This is a genomic window from Streptomyces sp. GLSS-08, from assembly GCF_056387915.1.
Map to the genome: position 1 here is coordinate 240,555 of NZ_JBWJAQ010000009.1, position 13,847 is coordinate 254,401.

General features: G+C 72.4%; 11 protein-coding genes and 1 pseudogene. 6 read left to right on the forward strand and 6 right to left on the reverse strand.

From position 1 onward, the window contains the following. Nucleotides 1–124 precede the first annotated feature (124 nt). Nucleotides 125–1,198 (reverse strand): potassium channel family protein, encoded by a 1,074-nt coding sequence (locus AC0ZLC_RS18605; protein WP_476753143.1) that lies wholly within the window; start codon nt 1,196–1,198, stop codon nt 125–127. A gap of 249 nt (nt 1,199–1,447) precedes the next feature. Between AC0ZLC_RS18605 and AC0ZLC_RS18610 the strand changes: the two are divergent. Continuing rightward, a pseudogene (locus AC0ZLC_RS18610) lies at nt 1,448–2,095 on the forward strand (potassium channel family protein); the annotation flags it as partial. Nucleotides 2,096–2,109: 14 nt separating this feature from the next. Next, on the forward strand, nt 2,110–3,090 hold the full coding sequence (locus AC0ZLC_RS18615; protein WP_476753071.1) for an NAD(P)H-quinone oxidoreductase: 981 nt from the start codon (nt 2,110–2,112) through the stop codon (nt 3,088–3,090). An 826-nt stretch (nt 3,091–3,916) separates the two neighbouring features. Here AC0ZLC_RS18615 and AC0ZLC_RS18620 read toward each other — a convergent pair. Beyond that, on the reverse strand, nt 3,917–4,588 hold the full coding sequence (locus AC0ZLC_RS18620) for a hypothetical protein (RefSeq protein WP_476753072.1): 672 nt from the start codon (nt 4,586–4,588) through the stop codon (nt 3,917–3,919). A 156-nt stretch (nt 4,589–4,744) separates the two neighbouring features. Between AC0ZLC_RS18620 and AC0ZLC_RS18625 the strand changes: the two genes are divergently transcribed. Further along, a complete protein-coding gene (locus AC0ZLC_RS18625; RefSeq protein WP_476753073.1) occupies nt 4,745–5,296 on the forward strand; it encodes a bacterial proteasome activator family protein in 552 nt (183 codons plus the stop codon). Between the two features lie 115 nt (nt 5,297–5,411). On the opposite strand, the gene AC0ZLC_RS18630 is transcribed toward AC0ZLC_RS18625, so the two are convergent. Further along, a complete protein-coding gene (locus AC0ZLC_RS18630; RefSeq protein ID WP_476753074.1) occupies nt 5,412–7,049 on the reverse strand; it encodes a protein kinase domain-containing protein in 1,638 nt (545 codons plus the stop codon). A gap of 350 nt (nt 7,050–7,399) precedes the next feature. Here AC0ZLC_RS18630 and AC0ZLC_RS18635 point away from each other — a divergent pair, with 350 nt between their 5' ends. Beyond that, complete coding sequence (locus AC0ZLC_RS18635) at nt 7,400–8,944, forward strand: protein kinase domain-containing protein (RefSeq protein ID WP_476753075.1); 1,545 nt, start codon at nt 7,400–7,402, stop codon at nt 8,942–8,944. Nucleotides 8,945–9,033: 89 nt separating this feature from the next. Here AC0ZLC_RS18635 and AC0ZLC_RS18640 read toward each other — a convergent pair whose 3' ends face one another. The 3 genes from AC0ZLC_RS18640 to AC0ZLC_RS18650 all read right to left on the reverse strand — a co-directional run bounded on the left by AC0ZLC_RS18640 (nt 9,034) and on the right by AC0ZLC_RS18650 (nt 11,301). Beyond that, nucleotides 9,034–10,038 (reverse strand): phosphotransferase, encoded by a 1,005-nt coding sequence (locus tag AC0ZLC_RS18640; RefSeq protein WP_476753076.1) that lies wholly within the window; start codon nt 10,036–10,038, stop codon nt 9,034–9,036. A gap of 92 nt (nt 10,039–10,130) precedes the next feature. After that, nucleotides 10,131–10,553, reverse strand: coding sequence for a pyridoxamine 5'-phosphate oxidase family protein (locus AC0ZLC_RS18645; RefSeq protein WP_476753077.1), 423 nt, complete (start codon nt 10,551–10,553; stop codon nt 10,131–10,133). A gap of 82 nt (nt 10,554–10,635) precedes the next feature. Then, nucleotides 10,636–11,301, reverse strand: a complete 666-nt coding sequence (locus AC0ZLC_RS18650) for a response regulator (RefSeq protein WP_476753078.1) — start codon at nt 11,299–11,301, stop codon at nt 10,636–10,638. 368 nt (nt 11,302–11,669) lie between these two features. Here AC0ZLC_RS18650 and pdhA point away from each other — a divergent pair, with 368 nt between their 5' ends. Together pdhA and AC0ZLC_RS18660 are read left to right on the forward strand one after the other, a co-directional pair. After that, nucleotides 11,670–12,857 (forward strand): pyruvate dehydrogenase (acetyl-transferring) E1 component subunit alpha, encoded by a 1,188-nt coding sequence (pdhA, locus tag AC0ZLC_RS18655; protein WP_476753079.1) that lies wholly within the window; start codon nt 11,670–11,672, stop codon nt 12,855–12,857. A 2-nt stretch (nt 12,858–12,859) separates the two neighbouring features. Then, nucleotides 12,860–13,840 (forward strand): alpha-ketoacid dehydrogenase subunit beta, encoded by a 981-nt coding sequence (locus AC0ZLC_RS18660; RefSeq protein ID WP_476753080.1) that lies wholly within the window; start codon nt 12,860–12,862, stop codon nt 13,838–13,840. Nucleotides 13,841–13,847: the final 7 nt, after the last annotated feature.

Genomic DNA, 13,847 nt, shown 5'->3' on the forward strand with positions numbered 1-13,847 from the left:
CGGGCGGGCCCCGACCCACCGGGCGGGCCACCCGCCGACCAAGCCACCCGCCGATCGACCGACCGGCCGCCTCGTGCGCGCGAGGCCCGGGCTTGCGCGCGAGGCCTACGGTCGTGCGCGCGGCCTACGGGTGGCGCCGCCCGCCGTTCGCGGTCCGGCTGATGGTGATCAGGCGGTCGCCCGCCCGCAGCGGCGTGGTGCCGGGAGCCGCCTGGTCCAGTACCTGCCCGCCGCGTACGACGGCCACCACGAGATCGGTGCAGTCGCGCGGCGCGGCACCGATCTCCCCTTCCGACACGGGCCGTTCCGCCAGGTCGAGGCCGCTGCCGTACGTCATCAGGCCCTCCAGCACGTCGGCGGCGTGCGGGCTGGCCATCGACACGCCCAGCAGGCGGCCGGCCGAACTGGAGCTGGTGACGACCATGTCGGCTCCGCTCCGCTTCAGCAGCGGCACGTTCTCGTCCTCGCGGACGGCGGCGACGATCGTGGCGCGCCGGTTGAGCTGGCGGGCGGTGAGCGTGACGAGCGTCGCGGTGTCGTCCCGCTGCGGGGCGACGATCACCTGGGCGGCGTGCTGCACCTCGGCCTTGAGGAGGGTGTCGGAGCGGGTGGCGTCCCCGAGCACCGCCACCAGCCCGTCGCTGCCCGCCGCGTCCACCGTCTTGTGCTGCGGGTCGACGACGACGATCCGCTCCCTGGGGATGCCCTGGCCCAGCAGCGTCTGGATGGCGTGCCGCCCCTTGGTGCCGTAGCCGACCACCACCACGTGGTCCCGCATCCGGGAGCGCCAGCGGTGGATGCGCACCTGCTGCTGGGTGCGCTCGGTGAGGACCTCCAGGGTGGTGCCGACCAGGATGATCAGGAAGAGGACGCGCAGCGGGGTGATGACGAGGATGTTGACGAGGCGGGCCGTGTCGCTCACCGGGGTGATGTCGCCGTAGCCGGTGGTGGAGAGGGTGACGGTCGCGTAGTACGCGGCGTCGAGGAGGTCGACCGTGCTGTCGGAGCTGTCGTGGTAGCCGGCGCGGTCCACCCAGACCAGGAACGTGGTGAGGGCGAGGACCAGCAGCGCCATGGCGAGCCGGCGCAGCACCTGCTGGAGGGGCGGCACCGTGCCCTCGACGGGCAGCCGGATCGAGCGTCCCGCCTCGGCGTCGTCCAGGGCCTCGGTGCGCGACCGGTACCAGAGGAACCGCAGGATGGAGAACCTCCCGGTACCACCGCTCCGCCCCTTCCCGGAGGCGGCCCCCGCCCGCGTGTCCGTGCCGCCCGGGCTCCCTCCGCCCGTGCCGTCCCGGCTCACGGTTGTCCTGGGCGGTCGTTGCTGCCCGTCCTTCATGGCCTGCTCCCAGCGGCTCGCGGTCCGGTCGTCGGCCGGCACCCGGCCCATGCTCTCGGATCTTCGCCCCGGGATGGGTAACGTCGGCACGCGTGACGTCCGTCGATTCGTGGGAGGCCCCCCTTGCGTGACCACACCGTGGTGGTCGGTTTCGGGACGAAAGGGCGGTCCGCCGTGCAGACCCTCTGTGCGACGGGGCTGAAGAAGGAGCGCATCGTCGTGGTCGACCCCGGCTCGGAGGCGGTCGACGCGGCGGTGGCCGAGGGGCACGCGGGCGTGGTGGGCGACGGGACGCGCAGCGACGTGCTGCTGCGGGCCGAGGTGCAGCGGGCGCGGCAGATCGTCATCGCCACGCAGCGGGACGACACGGCCGTGCTGGTCGCCCTGACCGCCCGCCAGCTCAACGGCACCGCGAAAATCGTGGCGGCGGTGCGGGAGGAGGAGAACGCGCCGCTGCTGCGCCAGTCCGGCGCCGACGCCGTCATCACCAGCGCGGGCGCGGCCGGCCGGCTGCTCGGGCTCTCCGTCCTCAGCCCCAGCGCGGGCCTGGTCATGGAGGACCTCATCCAGCAGGGCAGCGGCCTCGACATCGTCGAACGCCCGGTCATAAAGGCCGAGGTCGGCAAGGGCGTGCGCGAGACCGGTGATCTGGTGGTCAGCGTGGTACGAGGTCACCGGGTGCTCGGGTACGACGATCCCGCCATCGGCACACTGGAGTTGACGGACCGTCTCATCACGATCGTGCGGGTCTCCTGAAGTAGCCTCGCGGCATGCGAGCGATCACGATTGTCGAACCTGGTGGACCCGAGGCGCTGGTGTGGGACGAGGTCCCGGACCCGGAGCCCGGGGAGGGCGAAGTCCTGGTCGACGTGGTGGCCAGCGCCGTCAACCGAGCCGATCTGCTGCAACGGCAGGGTTTCTACAACCCCCCGCCGGGCGCGTCCCCGTACCCCGGTCTCGAATGCTCCGGGCGGATCGCCGCCCTGGGGCCCGGCGTGTCCGGGTGGGCCGTCGGGGACGAGGTGTGCGCGCTGCTCTCGGGCGGCGGCTACGCCGAGAAGGTCGCCGTCCCGGCCGGTCAGCTGCTGCCCGTGCCGGAGGGACTGGACCTCCGACAGGCGGCGGCGCTGCCCGAGGTGACCTGCACCGTCTGGTCCAACGTCTTCATGATCTCCCACCTCCGTCCCGGCGAGACCCTGCTCGTGCACGGCGGCTCCAGCGGCATCGGCACCATGGCGATCCAGCTGGCGAAGGCGGTCGGCGCCAAGGTCGCCGTCACGGCGGGGACCGAGGACAAGCTGCGGTTCTGCGCCGACCTCGGTGCGGACGTCCTCGTCAACTACCACGAGCAGGACTTCGTCGAGGAGATCGAGCGGGCCACCGACGGCGGCGGCGCCGACGTGATCCTCGACAACATGGGTGCCAAGTACCTGGACCGCAACGTCCGGGCGCTGGCCGTCAACGGGCGGCTCGCGATCATCGGTATGCAGGGCGGCGTCAAGGGCGAGCTGAACATCGGCACGCTCCTCGGCAAGCGGGCCGCGGTCAGCGCGACCTCGCTCCGCGCCCGCCCCCTCGGCGAGAAGGCGTCCATCGTGGCCGCGGTGCGCGAGCACGTGTGGCCGCTGATCTCCGGCGGTCACGTACGGCCGGTCGTGGACCGGGAGATCCCGATGAGCGACGCGGCCACGGGCCACCGGGTGTTGGAGGAGAGCGGCCACATCGGCAAGGTGCTGCTGGTGGTGCCGTAGGCCCGCCGGGTCGGCCGCGTGAACCGGGTGCTGTCCGGGCCTGCGTGCGAGGCCGGTGGCCGCCCGCGGACCTGGCGCGCCGCGCCGACCTGGCGAACCCGATGCGGTCCGCGGCCCGCGGAACCCGGCACCGTCCAGACCGCCGGTCCCGGCGCGAACCCGGCACCGTCCGGGCCGCCGGGTCGGCCGCGCGAACCGGGTGCCGTCCGGGCCTGCGTGCGAGGCCGGTGACCGCCCGCGGACCTGGCGCGCCGCGCCGACCTGGCGAACCCGATGCGGCCCGCGGAACCGGGCACCGTCCGGGCCGCCGGTCCCGGCGCGAACCCGGCACCGTCCGGGCCGCCGGGTCGGCCGCGCGAACCGGGTGCCGTCCGCGCGCCGACCTGGCGAACCCGGCGCGGTCCGCGGCCCGCGGAACCCGGCACCGTCCGGGCCGCCGGGCCAGTACTGCGACCCCGGCGCCGTCCAGGGCCTGCCCGGTTCCCGGCCTGCGAACCCCAAGCGGTCCAGGGCCCCCGGGGCCCGGACTGTGATCTTGGCACCGTGCTCGGCCCCGCCGGTCCCGGCGCGAACCCGGCACCGTCCAGTGCCGGCCGGTCCCGGCCCCCGTGCTGTCCCGGCCCCCGGGCCGGTCAACCGAACCCGGCGCCGTCCAGTGCCGGCCGGTCCCGGCCCGCGAGCCCCGGTGCTGCCCTGGCCCCCGCGCCCCGTGCTGTCCAGGCCCCCGGGCCGGTCATGTGACCCGGCGCCGTCCAGTGCCGGCCGGTCCCGGTCCGCGAACGCCTGCCGTCCGGGCCCCCGGGCCAGGACCGCCGACCGGCGTCGCTCAGGCGCGTCGGGCCCGCAGGGCGAAGAAGGCGAGTCCCAGGCCGCAGCCTATGAGGATCAGCCCGCTGCCCAGCGGCAGGAGGCGCAGCACGGGTTGCTGCGGCGCGGACCGCGTGACGGACGGACCGGCCGGGGCCGGGGAGGGCGTCTGCCCCTCCGTGTCCCGTGGCGCTTCGGAGGCGACCGCGCTCTCCGGGGCGCTGTCACTGTCCGCGGTGTCGGAGCCCTCCGTGGCGTCCGCGTGGGCGGTGCCGTCCACGGAGTCCCCGCCGTCCGCCGAGTCCGAGGAGTCCGCGGAGTCCGCGTCGGGCCGGCCGGCGGGCCTGGCCGGGCGCTCGGGTCGCTGACGGCTGTCCGGGTCGCGGTCCGTGTACACCGGTGCCGAGTCCTCGTCCCGCGGTGCCGTTTCCTCCCGCCCCGGACGCTTGCGGCCCTCGCCCGCCTGGCTCCCGGCGCGGGACGCGTCGGCGGCCGGGACACGGGACGCCGTCGTCGTCGGCGTGGGGGACACCGAGACGGACGGGGAGGGCCGGGACCCGCTCTCGTCCGGGGGTGAGGCCGCGTACGACATCTGGGTGGTGACACCGGCCGACAGGGTCAGCAGCAGTGCCAGTCCCGCCATGGACGGCGCGGGGCCGCGCCGCCGCTGTGTGCGGAGCCTTGGAGTCACGTCCGTGACCCCCTCCCGGTGCGAGAGTCGCCAAGATCAACGGAACAAGCCTCACATGACGGGACGATCCCGGCATCCGGTCGGGGGCCGACCGGAGGACCACCCTCCGCAGGGGGCACACCGTGATGAGGCGGACGGGTGCGAGACAATGGCGCAATGGAGATGCCGAGGAACGAACGGTCGCCGGAGAACCCCCAGATCCTGGTCGTAGGTGAGGACGGACTGCCTCTCGGCGGCGCCGGTGGTGCCGGGAACCAGGACTCCCGCGAGGTCCCGGTGACGGAGATGGTGGAACAGCCCGCCAAGGTGATGCGCATCGGCAGCATGATCAAGCAGCTGCTGGAAGAAGTGCGCGCGGCACCTCTGGACGAGGCCAGCCGGGTGCGGCTCAAGGAGATCCACGCCAGCTCGGTCAAGGAGCTGGAGGACGGCCTGGCGCCCGAGTTGGTCGATGAGCTGGAGCGGCTCTCCCTCCCCTTCACGGACGAGGGGACGCCGAGCGACGCCGAACTGCGCATCGCGCAGGCCCAGCTGGTGGGATGGCTGGAAGGGCTCTTCCACGGGATCCAGACGACCCTGTTCGCCCAGCAGATGGCGGCCAGGGCGCAGCTGGAGCAGATGCGCAGGGCCCTGCCGCCGGGCGTAGGCGGCGGTGACGACGAGGAGGACCCGCGCACGATCGGCCGCTCGGGCGGTCCGTACCTGTAACCCCCGGGACCCGCCGGCCGGACGGACCCGGCGTGGTACCCGCGAAGGGCCCGGCACTTCCCGTGCCGGGCCCTTCGTGCGTCGGCCGGCGGCCGACGACGGCTTCAGCGGCCGGTCAGGCCGGGTCGCCCGACGAGACGCTCAGCTCGATCTCGGGCATGTCCTTCGGGTCCACGTCCGTGCCCGCGGACGGGAACTGGTCCATGACCGTGTCCTCGCCGTAGGTGTTCTCATCCACCTTCTTGACGTCCAGCTGCCAACCGGCCGCCTGGAAGCACGACTTGACGGACTTGAGGTTCTTGAACGTGAAGTCGGGGACCCTGACCTTGTCCGGGTCGTTGTACGACTCGTCCGGCTCCGTGCACTTGGTGGTCTCGATGACCTTCGTGGTGTCCGGACCCTTGTGGCCGGGGACCGCGGACGCGGACGCGGAGCCGGTGGAGTCGCCGCCGCCCTTGTCGTCGTCACCGCCGCCGCTCAGCGTGAGCGCCGTGATCAGACCGCCTGCCGCGACGAGCGCGACGACGACGGAGCCGATGATCATTCCCTTGTTGCTCTTGCGGCCGCCGGAGTTGCCGGGCGCCGTGGAGTGGGGCGTCAGGTTGTACGGCGGCGCGGTCGACGAGCCGTGCTGCTGGGAGTACGCCGCGGTCTGCGGCGCCTGGTAGCCGCCCTGCTGCGGATAGCCGTACGACGGCGCCGGGGTGTGCGGGGCCGCCGGCGTCTGCGGGTTGTAGGGGCCCGGCTGGTACGGCGTCTGGACCGGGCCCGTGGGGGCCGGGGCCGACTGGTCGACCGGCGGGAAGACGGCGGAGCCGACGCCGGCGCCGCTGGGCGTCTGGGCGCCCGGCACGATGCTCGGGGCGGTGGCGTGCAGCGACTGGGCCACGCGCAGGCACTCGTCGCGCATCGCCTCGGCGCTGGGGAAGCGCTCGTTCGGGTTCTTCTTCAGCGCGCGGGCGACCAGGGCGTCCACGGCAGGCGGCAGCGAGCGGTTGACCGAGGAGGGCGCGACGGGCTCCTCCTGGACGTGCGCGTACGCGATGGCCAGGGGTGAGTCCGCTTCGAACGGCAGCCGCCCGGTGACCAGTTGGAAGAGCATGATGCCGACCGAGTACAGGTCGCTGCGCGCGTCGACGCCCCGGCCGAGGGCCTGCTCGGGCGAGAGGTACTGCGGGGTGCCGACGACCATGCCGGTCTGGGTCATCGACGTGACCCCGGACTGCATGGCGCGGGCGATGCCGAAGTCCATCACCTTGACGACGTTGCGCTTCGTCATCATCACGTTGCCCGGCTTGATGTCCCGGTGGACCAGGCCCATCTCGTGGCTGATCTCCAGGGCGGCCAGCACGTCCGCGGTGATCTTCAGGGCCTTGTCCGCGGGCATGGCGCCGTACTGCTGGATGTCCGCGTCGAGGACCGAGCCGAGCGGGTTGCCCTCGATGTACTCCATGACGATGTACGGCGTCGTCATGCCGTCGAGGTCGTCCTCGCCGGTGTCGAAGACCGAGACGATGTTCGTGTGCGTGAGCTTGGCCACCGACTGCGCCTCGCGGCGGAACCGCTCGCGGAAGGCCTGCTCGCGGCCGAGCTCGGTGTGCAGTGTCTTGATCGCGACCTGCCGGTCGAGCACCGAGTCGTACGCGAGGTGCACCGAGGCCATGCCGCCTTCGCCGAGCAAGTCGCGCAGCTGGTAGCGCCCGCCGGCGACCGCACGCCCCGCGTACCGGCCCTGTGCGCCGTCCTGGCTCATGTTTCTGCGTCCCCCATCGGCGCGGTGGCAGCGGCTGGTGTGCTCCCGCGTCCCGCGATCGGTCCTCAGTGATCCAATGTGCTATTCCCGGCCAAGTCTGCCCGAGGGCACGGACACGTCAAGCTCGGTGCCCGTTCCGTGACCGTACGCGAAGGAAGCGTCGCGGAAGCGTTACAGGTGTTGTACGGCCGGTACACAGGATTTGCCCCCGGGGACCCGCTGCGGGTTTCATGACCGGTCCATCTCGAATCCAACTCGGACCGGCGCCTTGCGCGGAGCCTGTAGCGTGGCCCGACGGAGACCGTAACAACCACCGCGCAGACCGCGGGCAGAAACGACGGCGAGGACTGATGGCACAGCAGCAGCGCGCTCAGGGCCCGTCCGACCCCGAGGCGACTGGCGGCGGTATGTCAGATGCGCCGGAGATGTGGGGTAACGGCGGGCTGGTCGGCGATGGCCGGTATCGGCTCACCCGCAGACTCGGCCGGGGTGGTATGGCCGAGGTGTTCGCCGCCGAGGACGTACGTCTCGGCCGCACCGTGGCGGTCAAGCTGCTCCGGTCCGACCTGGCCGAGGACCCGGTCTCCAAGGCCCGCTTCACGCGCGAGGCCCAGTCGGTGGCCGGACTCAACCACCACGCGGTCGTCGCCGTGTACGACTCCGGCGAGGACAACGTCGGCCACGGCGTCGTGCCGTACATCGTCATGGAGATCGTCGAGGGCCACACGATCCGCGACCTGTTGCTCAACGCCGAGGCCCCCGGGCCGGAGCAGGCGCTGATCATCGTCTCCGGTGTCCTGGAGGCGCTGGCGTACTCGCATCAGCACGGCATCGTGCACCGCGACATCAAGCCCGCCAACGTGATCATCACCGACACGGGTGCCGTGAAGGTGATGGACTTCGGCATCGCGCGCGCCCTGCACGGCGCGCAGTCGACAATGACCCAGACCGGCATGGTCATGGGCACCCCGCAGTACCTCTCCCCGGAGCAGGCGCTCGGCAAGGCCGTCGACCACCGCTCCGACCTGTACGCGACCGGCTGCCTGCTCTACGAACTGCTCGCGCTGCGTCCCCCGTTCACCGGTGAGACGCCGCTGTCCGTGGTCTACCAGCACGTGCAGGACATCCCGGCGCCCCCGTCGTCCGTCTCGGACACCGTGCCGCCGGAGCTCGACGGACTCGTGATGCGCGCCCTGGCGAAGGAGCCCGACGACCGGTTCCAGACCGCCGAGGAGATGCGCGGCCTGGTCCAGTACGCGCTGCAGATGCTGTACGACCAGGGCGGCCACACCGGCACCTGGAACACCGGCCCGGTGACCGTGCACGAGGGCCGGCAGACCCCGGCGGCCGGTTTCGCGGGCGCGGGCATGCTGCCGAACCTCGGGGACTCGGGCACCACGCAGATCCCCTCGCCGCTGCTGCCGCAGTCCGGCGGCGACGACGGGGGCTTCGAGGGACACGGCAACCGGGGCAGCGGCCGCGGCAAGCTGTGGATCCTCGCGGTCTTCGCGGTGATCGCCATCGCGGCGGGTGTGGCACTGGCGCTGAACAACACCGGCAGCGGCACCGGTGGCACCGACACCACGCACTCGCCCACGTCCTCGGCCACCAAGGACAAGCACTCCAGCAAGAAGCCCAGCGACAAGGCCACGGAGCGCGAGACCGAGGACTCCACGGACGACGGCACGGGTACGGGCACCGGTGAGGAGTACTCGCCGTCGTACAGGCCGTCCGCGACCCCGAGCAGCCAGCCGTCGGACGAGCCCTCGAAGACGACGCCCAGCAACGTGCCGCCGACGAAGACGACGCCTTCGGAGCCCGCGGAGTCGCCTCCCCCCGTGGAGTCGCCGGAGCCGTCGGGCGAAGAGGACACCACGGGCGCCGAGGGTCTCTGACACCAGGCTGCCTCCCCACCACGCGCGCGTGCGGCCCGGAACGGGCTCCACGCGCGCGTGCTGCTTCCTGACCCCGGCTCCCCCGCTGTTCAGCCCGCGAACGCCTCGCGCACCGCGTCGTACTCGCGGGTCCACCACGCCACCAGGGCCGAGGCCGCCGGGAACTGGGGGTCGGCGCGGGTGTCCCCGCGCTCGTAGTGCCAGCGCAGCATCCAGAAGTCGTTGAGGCGCTCCCACCACACCCGGTGCGCGGCGGCCGCGAGCTCGGCGGGGGAGGCGCCCGCCGCGCGCCGGTACGCGCGCGCGTAGGCACGCACTTTGGCCAGGTCGAGGGTGCCGGCCGGGCGGAGGAAGAAGATCACCGCGGCGCGGACGGCCTCCTCGGCGCGGGGCTGGACGCCCAGCCGGTCCCAGTCGACGATCGCGGCGGGCTCGCCGTCCCGGTAGAGCAGGTTGAACGGGTGGAAGTCGCCGTGCACCCATCCCACCGAGCCGCCCCGCGGCGGCCGCCGGCCGGCGTGCTCCTCCAGCAGGGTCCGCCGCTCCAGGAGCCGGCGCCGTGCCAGTTCGTCGAAGGCGTCCGGCGGGCGGTGCCGGCGCACGTGCGCGAGCAGGTCGTCGATGAGCGCGAAGGTGTCCGCCGGATCGGCGCCGTCCGCGGGCTTCTCCGGCGGCCGCCCGTCCGGCGGCATCACCCGCTCCAGACACGCGTGTACGACCCCCAGGAGCGCCCCGAGCCGTCGGCACTGGTCGGTGGCCAGCTGGCCGCCGTGGCGGTGCCCGCCGTCGATCCAGGGGTGCAGGGCGTAGGCGTGGCCGCCGACGACCGCGACCGTCCGGCCGTCGGTGCCCGCCAGCGGCGGGGCGACCGGGACGCCGAGGTCCGCGAGGCGCTGGGTGGCGCGGTGCTGCCGGACGATGGCGGCCGGGTCGGCGGTCTCGGGGTCGAAGTGGTGCTTGAGGAAGTAGCGGCCGCGGGTGGTGCGGAGCCGGTAACCGCGGTTGAGCAGGCCCTGGTCGACGGGCTCGCAGGTCAGCACGGACCCGGCGGCGTAACGGCGCAGAAGGGCACCCAAGGGGGGCGCGTGAGTCATAGGGGGTGGTACAGATGGGCGCGGCACGCGCCAGATGCTAGGGCACGGGACGGAGCGCTGACCTCGCGCTTGTCACAGACAGTCGTCTTCGGTCACAGGATGTGCTGGAATCGACGTTCCAGGGCACCATCGGCGGTGTGCACGGTGGCGAACCGCGGCTCGATCGCCAGGTGGACCGGGTCGAACGGCTCGCCGTCGACGAGACGCGGGCCGGGGCCGAAGCGCTCGAGCTGGGCCGGGGTCGGCTCGACGCCCGTGCAGTGACCGACGATCTGGGCGGACCACAGGCTCTCGCCGGGCCGGGCGCAGCCCAGGTTGTCGGCGCCGTACGCGACGACGCCGCCGGTGCGGGCCAGGTGGTGTCCGCAGCCCCGGTGCAGGCGCAGCAGCACGCGGCCGTCCGCCACGATGTGGCGGGCGAGGGCGAGGAAGGGCAGCGCGCGCATGGTGGTGGCCGCGCGGCCGTGGGAGACCCGGCCGATGAGGTCCACGGCGAGCTGTTCGTCGGTGGGCATGCCCACCAATCTGTGGCACCCGGGGGCGGCGGGAAAGGGTCGCCCGCCCCGGGAGGAGGGGCCACAGGTCCGGATGGACGCGTCAGCGCCGGTCGTTCTCCACCTGTAGGCGCGCCACGTAGGCGGCTGCCTGGGACCGGCGCTCCATGCCCAGTTTGGACAGCAGGCTGGACACGTAGTTCTTGATCGTCTTCTCCGCCAGATGCAGCCGCTCGCCGATCGCGCGGTTGGTGAGTCCCTCCCCGATCAGGTCGAGGATGCGGCGCTCCTGGTCGGTGAGGTGGGCGAGCCGGTCGTCGGTCTTCGGGCCGCCCCCGTCGCGCAACCGCTCCAGCACGCGTGCCGTGGCCACCGGGTCGAGCAGGGACTTCCCGGCCGCGACGTCACGTACGGCGGCCAGCAGCTCGGTGCCGCGGATGGCCTTGAGGACGTAGCCCGAGGCGCCCGCCATGATCGCTTCGAACAGGGCCTCGTCGTCGGCGTAGGACGTCAGCATCAGGCACTTGATGTCCTCGTTCCGCGAGCGGATCTCGCGGCACACCTCGACGCCGCTGCCGTCCGGAAGCCGTACGTCCAGCACGGCGACGTCCGGCCGGGTGGCCGGAATCCGCACGAGGGCGTCGGCCGCGGTCCCGGCCTCGCCGACCACCTGGACGTCGGGCTCCCCGGAGAGCAGCTCATGGACGCCCCGGCGCACCACCTCGTGGTCGTCGAGGAGGAATACGGTGATTTTCCCGTCTTCGCGCACGGGGCCAGTTTCACACAGGGTCGGAATACCCGCTTGAGGTGAACCCTTCCCGTGCCAGGGGTGACCGGGATAACGTGCCGGTGTTCCGGCCCCCTGCAAGGCTGTGACCAGCGCATGTCCCCGGCTCGGGCGATTCACTTGGGAACCCTCGTGCAAAGTACTTGGAAATCCAAGCAAAATCGCAGGTCAGGTGGGGTTTCACAGAAATGTGGAGCACTGGGTAACGTGCTTGTTGCAGGGCGCTCGCCGGGGCACCTGTCACGTCTGTTCCCGGCCGAGTGGCACCCACCCCGTGCACGGGATCGGGATCAGGCGAGCCGCACTGGCCACCCGGCAACCCCGGGGGCCGGACCGACGGAGGAGCACACGTGACCGTGGAGAGCACTGCCGCGCGCAAGCCGCGACGCAGCGCCGGTACGAAGACCGCCGCGAGCAAGCGCACCGGCGCGGCCGCCAAGGCGGCCCCGGGCGCCGAGCCGGAACTCGTCCAGCTGCTGACCCCGGAAGGCAAGCGGGTCAAGGACGCGACGTACGACGCGTACGTCGCGGACATCACCCCCGAGGAGCTGCGCGGCCTGTACCGGGACATGGTGCTGAGCCGTCGTTTCGACGCGGAGGCCACCTCGCTGCAGCGCCAGGGCGAGCTGGGCCTGTGGGCCTCGATGCTCGGCCAGGAGGCCGCACAGATCGGTTCGGGCCGGGCCACCCGGGACGACGACTACGTCTTCCCGACCTACCGGGAGCACGGCGTCGCCTGGTGCCGCGGCGTCGACCCGACGAACCTGCTCGGCATGTTCCGCGGCGTGAACAACGGCGGCTGGGACCCGAACAGCAACAACTTCCACCTGTACACGATCGTCATCGGCTCGCAGACCCTGCACGCCACCGGCTACGCCATGGGCATCGCCAAGGACGGCGCCGACTCGGCCGTGATCGCCTACTTCGGGGACGGCGCCTCCAGCCAGGGCGACGTCGCCGAATCGTTCACCTTCTCCGCGGTCTACAACGCCCCCGTCGTCTTCTTCTGCCAGAACAACCAGTGGGCGATCTCCGAGCCGACCGAGAAGCAGACCCGCGTCCCGCTCTACCAGCGCGCGCGGGGCTACGGCTTCCCGGGCGTCCGCGTCGACGGCAACGACGTCCTCGCCTGCCTCGCCGTCACCAAGTGGGCCCTGGAGCGGGCCCGCGACGGCGAGGGCCCCACCCTGGTGGAGGCGTACACGTACCGCATGGGCGCGCACACCACCTCCGACGACCCGACCAAGTACCGGGCCGACGAGGAGCGCGAGGCGTGGGAGGCGAAGGACCCGATCCTGCGTCTGCGCGCCTATCTGGAGGCGGCAAACCACGCGGACGAGGGATTCTTCGCGGAACTCGACGCGGAGAGCGAGGCGTTGGGCAAGCGAGTGCGGGACGCGGTGCGTGCCATGCCGGACCCGGACCACTTCGCGATCTTCGAGAACGCGTACGCGGACGGGCACGCGCTCGTCGACGAGGAGCGCGCCCAGTTCGCCGCCTACCAGGCGTCGTTCGCCGATGAAGGGGAGGGCAAGTAACCATGGCGGCAGAGAAGATGGCGCTGGCCAAGGCGATCAACGAATCGCTGCGCACGGCCCTCGACACCGACCCCAAGGTCCTCATCATGGGCGAGGACGTCGGCAAGCTCGGCGGTGTCTTCCGGGTCACCGACGGCCTCCAGAAGGACTTCGGCGAGGACCGGGTCATCGACACCCCGCTCGCCGAGTCCGGCATCGTCGGCACGGCCATCGGCCTCGCCCTGCGCGGCTACCGCCCCGTGGTCGAGATCCAGTTCGACGGCTTCGTCTTCCCGGCGTACGACCAGATCGTCACGCAGCTCGCGAAGATGCACGCGCGTGCGCTCGGCAAGATCAAGCTCCCCGTCGTGATCCGCATCCCGTACGGCGGCGGCATCGGCGCCGTCGAGCACCACTCCGAGTCCCCCGAGGCGCTCTTCGCGCACGTGGCGGGCCTGAAGGTGGTCTCCCCTTCGAACGCCGCCGACGCCTACTGGATGATGCAGCAGGCCATCCAGAGCGACGACCCGGTGATCTTCTTCGAGCCGAAGCGCCGCTACTGGGACAAGTCCGAGGTCGACAAGAGCGCGATCCCCGGGCCGCTGCACAAGGCGCGGGTCGTCCGCGAGGGCAGCGACCTGACGCTGGTGGCGTACGGCCCGATGGTGAAGGTCTGCCAGGAGGTCGCCGACGCGGCGCAGGAGGAGGGCAAGTCCCTGGAGGTCGTCGACCTGCGCTCCATGTCGCCGATCGACTTCGACACGGTCCAGGCCTCCGTCGAGAAGACCCGCCGGCTCGTCGTGGTGCACGAGGCCCCGGTGTTCCTCGGCACGGGCGCGGAGATCGCCGCCCGCATCACGGAGCGGTGCTTCTACCACCTGGAGGCGCCCGTCCTGCGGGTCGGCGGCTATCACGCCCCGTACCCGCCGGCACGCCTGGAGGACGAGTACCTGCCGGGCCTGGACCGGGTGCTCGACACCGTCGACCGCTCGCTGGCGTACTGAGGGAGAA

Coding starts and splice junctions, on each gene's coding strand:
- AC0ZLC_RS18635 (WP_476753075.1), top strand. CDS start 7,400: ATGGCACAGCAGCAGCGCGCTCAGGGCCCGTCCGACCCCGAGGCGACT.
- AC0ZLC_RS18645 (WP_476753077.1), bottom strand. CDS start 10,553: ATGCCCACCGACGAACAGCTCGCCGTGGACCTCATCGGCCGGGTCTCC.
- AC0ZLC_RS18660 (WP_476753080.1), top strand. CDS start 12,860: ATGGCGGCAGAGAAGATGGCGCTGGCCAAGGCGATCAACGAATCGCTG.
- AC0ZLC_RS18625 (WP_476753073.1), top strand. CDS start 4,745: ATGGAGATGCCGAGGAACGAACGGTCGCCGGAGAACCCCCAGATCCTG.
- AC0ZLC_RS18640 (WP_476753076.1), bottom strand. CDS start 10,038: ATGACTCACGCGCCCCCCTTGGGTGCCCTTCTGCGCCGTTACGCCGCC.
- AC0ZLC_RS18630 (WP_476753074.1), bottom strand. CDS start 7,049: ATGAGCCAGGACGGCGCACAGGGCCGGTACGCGGGGCGTGCGGTCGCC.
- AC0ZLC_RS18615 (WP_476753071.1), top strand. CDS start 2,110: ATGCGAGCGATCACGATTGTCGAACCTGGTGGACCCGAGGCGCTGGTG.